The following is a 3258-nucleotide window of genomic DNA, read 5'->3' on the forward strand; positions in this document are numbered from 1 at the left end:
GAGTTCGTCGGCAGCGTCAGATGTGTATAAGAGATAGGGCCTGGAGGGTCCAGATCGCCGGGTTCTCCGCGAGGTCGTCGTGCAGGTCCGTGAGGTCGGCGATCAGGTCGTGCAGGAAGTCCCTCGCCTCGCGGCGCAGTTCGCTGTGGGACACGGTGAGTGCGGGCTCCTCCGCGCGCATCCAGTCGGCCTCGATGTCCACCCAGCCGAAGCGGCGCTCGAACAGCATCCGGTCCGTCGACTCGGTGAAGTCCAGCTCCGCCCGCTGCGGCCGGGAGGCCCGCGAACCCGCCGGGTCCCGGTCGATCCGCTCCACGATGTCGCACAGCGCCCATGCGAAGTCGAGCACCGGCACCCATCCCCAGGCCGTGGACACCTCGTGATCCGTCTTGGTGTCCGCCAGGTAGACGTCCCCGCAGAACAGGTCGTGCCGCAGCGCCCGGACGTCCGCGCGGCGGTAGTCGGTCTGCGGCGGGTCGGGGAAGCGGTTGGAGAGGGCGTAGCCGATGTCGAGCACGGGGGTGATGGTGTCACGCGCCCGTAGGATCGCGACCGTGGCCCGATCTGTACGCCTCGTCCCCACCCGGCCCGCAGCCGCCCTGCCCGTGTCCGCTCTGCTCGCCTCCGCTCTCGTCCTCACCGCGTGCGGCGGCGGGGTGCACGGCACCCCGGGCGGCTCCGGCGTCCGCGACCCCTACTTCCCGAAGTCCGGCAACGGCGGCTACGACGTCACCCACTACGGTCTGCGCCTCGCCTACGACCCCGGCGCCCACCACCTCACCGGCACGGCCACCCTCACCGCCCGCGCGGCCAAGGACCTCTCCGCCTTCAACCTCGACCTGCTCGGCATGGAGGTCGAGCAGATCACCGTCGACGGCGAGACGGCCCGCTGGAACCGCGCCGGGCAGGAGCTCACCGTCCGCCCGCGGGACGACCTCGACCGGGACGAGACGTTCCGCGTCACCGTCCGCTACGCGGGCGCACCCGAAACCGTCACGGACCCGGACGGCTCCCGGGAAGGCTGGCTGCGCACCACGGACGGGGCGCTGGCCCTGGGCGAGCCGACGGGGTCGATGACGTGGTTCCCCGGCAACCACCACCCCTCCGACAAGGCGGCGTACGACCTCACGGTGACCGTGCCGGACGGGCTGCGGGCCGTGTCCAACGGGGAGTTGCGGAGCGAGACGACCGCTCGGGGGCGTACGACGTCCACCTGGCACATGGCGCGGCCGATGGCGAGCTACCTCGCTACGGTCGCGATCGGCCGCTTCACCGTCAGCCGGTCCGGGGCCGGGAGCCTGCCCGTGTACACGGCCGTCGACCCGGCGGAGGCGGCGGCGAGCCGGCCCGTGCTCGGGCGGCTGCCCGAAGTGCTGCGATGGGCGGAGAGGCGGTTCGGGCCGTACCCCTTCTCCTCCACGGGCGCGATCGTCGACAGCGCCGCGTCCGTCGGCTACGCCCTGGAGACCCAGAGCCGGCCGGTGTTCCCGGGAGCGCCCGACATCACGCTCCTCGTCCACGAGATCGCCCACCAGTGGTACGGCGACTCGGTCTCGCCGGAGAGCTGGCGGGACATGTGGCTCAACGAGGGCTTCGCGACGTACGCGGAGTGGCTGTGGGAGGAGGACCACGGCGGGGACAGCGCCCAGGAGATGTTCGACGCCCTGTACTCCGGCGAGCACTTCGACACGGAGGAGGCCGGGGAGGAGATCTGGGAGTTTCCGCCGGCGGCCCCGCCGAGCGCCGCCCGGATCTCCGACCCGCCGGTGTACTGGCGGGGGGCGATGGTGCTGCAGAAGGTGCGGCAGACCGTCGGGGACGACCGGTTCTTCTCGATCCTCAGGGGATGGGCGGCCGAGTACCGGTACGGCAACGCCGACACCGCCGACTTCACGGCCTATGCCGAGGAGCAGGCGCCCGGGGACGACTTGGCGGGGGTCTGGGAGGAGTGGCTGTACGGGGAGGGGAAGCCGGAGCAGCCCTGAGGCCTCACGGCGTGGTCGGTTCCTCGCGGCGGGGACGGTGCGGGGTGCCCCGCACCCTCCCCGCCGATCGGCACACCCCCCGATCGGCACGGCCCCCCGCCCCGGAGGCGAAGCCCCCTCCGGCCGGTGGTCCGCCCCCGAGGCGAAGCCCCCCGGGCCGGTGGTCCGGCCCGGGGGGCTTCCCCGCGAAACGCTCAGGCGTCCGTCAGACGTTCACGCCGAAGTCCTGGGCGATGCCGACCAGGCCCGAGGCGTAGCCCTGGCCGACCGCGCGGAACTTCCACTCAGCGCCGTTGCGGTACAGCTCGCCGAAGACCATGGCCGTCTCCGTGGCCGCGTCCTCCGACAGGTCGTAGCGGGCGATCTCCGCGCCGCCGGCCTGGTTGACGATGCGGATGTAGGCGTTGCGCACCTGGCCGAAGTTCTGCGAGCGGTTCTCCGCGTCGTAGATCGACACCGGGAAGACGATCTTCTCGATGTCGGCCGGGAGGCCGGCGAGGTTGACGTTGATCGCCTCGTCGTCGCCGGCGCCTTCACCCGTGCGGTTGTCACCGGTGTGGACGATCGTGTTGTCCGGCGTCTCCTTGTTGTTGAAGAAGACGAAGTGGGCGTCCGAGTAGACCTTGCCCTGCGTGTTGACCGCGATCGCGGAGGCGTCGAGGTCGAAGTCCGTGCCGGTGGTGGTGCGGACGTCCCAGCCGAGGCCCACGGTGACGGCGGTCAGGCCCGGAGCCTCCTTGGTGAGCGAGACGTTGCCACCCTTGGACAGGCTTACAGCCATTGTTGGGAGTCCCTTCCCTCGTTTATGTGCGGCAAAGACACTGCGGCATCGAAGCTACAGCTACCCCGGTGAACGTGGAGAGGGGTACGCGAGGTTCCAGCTCCTTTACTTTCTTTACTCGCGATTATTCGGGTGACGTGGACGGGACAGGAGCGGGAACATGGGGGGCATGTCTGGTCCCCATGTCATCCGCGGCTCCGTCTCCCTGCCCGAGGCCGAGCTCATGTGGCGTTTCTCGCGGTCGTCGGGGCCCGGCGGGCAGCACGTCAACACCAGCGACTCGAAGGTCGAGCTGAGCTTCGACCTGGCGAAGACCGAGGCGCTGCCCGCGGTGTGGAAGCAGCGGGCCCTGGAGCGGCTGGCCGGGCGCCTGGTCGACGGGGTCGTCACCGTACGGTCCTCCGAGCACCGCTCCCAGTGGCGCAACCGCGAGGCCGCGGCCGTACGCCTCACCGCGCTCCTGGCCGAGGCCACCGCGCCCCCGCCCAGACC

Annotated in this window: 4 protein-coding genes; 2 read left to right on the forward strand and 2 right to left on the reverse strand. The window is 71.1% G+C overall.

All coding sequences use genetic code 11. The features are described from left to right. Positions 1–16: 16 nt before the first annotated feature. The gene (locus C1J00_RS48630; protein ID WP_102913890.1) at positions 17–517 is read right to left on the reverse strand and encodes a hypothetical protein; all 501 of its coding nucleotides are present in this window, start codon (positions 515–517) and stop codon (positions 17–19) included. Positions 518–554: 37 nt separating this feature from the next. On the opposite strand from C1J00_RS48630, the gene C1J00_RS40795 reads away from it, so the two are divergent. Beyond that, on the forward strand, positions 555–1985 hold the full coding sequence (locus C1J00_RS40795; RefSeq protein WP_439333478.1) for a M1 family metallopeptidase: 1431 nt from the start codon (positions 555–557) through the stop codon (positions 1983–1985). A 205-nt stretch (positions 1986–2190) separates the two neighbouring features. Here C1J00_RS40795 and C1J00_RS40800 read toward each other — a convergent pair whose 3' ends face one another. Further along, the gene (locus C1J00_RS40800) at positions 2191–2766 is read right to left on the reverse strand and encodes a TerD family protein (protein ID WP_102913888.1); all 576 of its coding nucleotides are present in this window, start codon (positions 2764–2766) and stop codon (positions 2191–2193) included. Between the two features lie 160 nt (positions 2767–2926). Between C1J00_RS40800 and arfB the strand changes: the two genes are divergently transcribed. Further along, positions 2927–3258 (forward strand): alternative ribosome rescue aminoacyl-tRNA hydrolase ArfB (gene arfB / locus C1J00_RS40805; protein WP_102913889.1); only part of this gene is annotated, 332 nt, incomplete at its 3' end.

The sequence above is a fragment of the Streptomyces cahuitamycinicus genome, from assembly GCF_002891435.1.
Classification (GTDB): domain Bacteria; phylum Actinomycetota; class Actinomycetes; order Streptomycetales; family Streptomycetaceae; genus Streptomyces; species Streptomyces cahuitamycinicus.

Excerpts from the sequence above, each read along its gene's own strand:
- C1J00_RS40800 (WP_102913888.1), bottom strand. The coding sequence starts at position 2,766 with ATGGCTGTAAGCCTGTCCAAGGGTGGCAACGTCTCGCTCACCAAGGAG.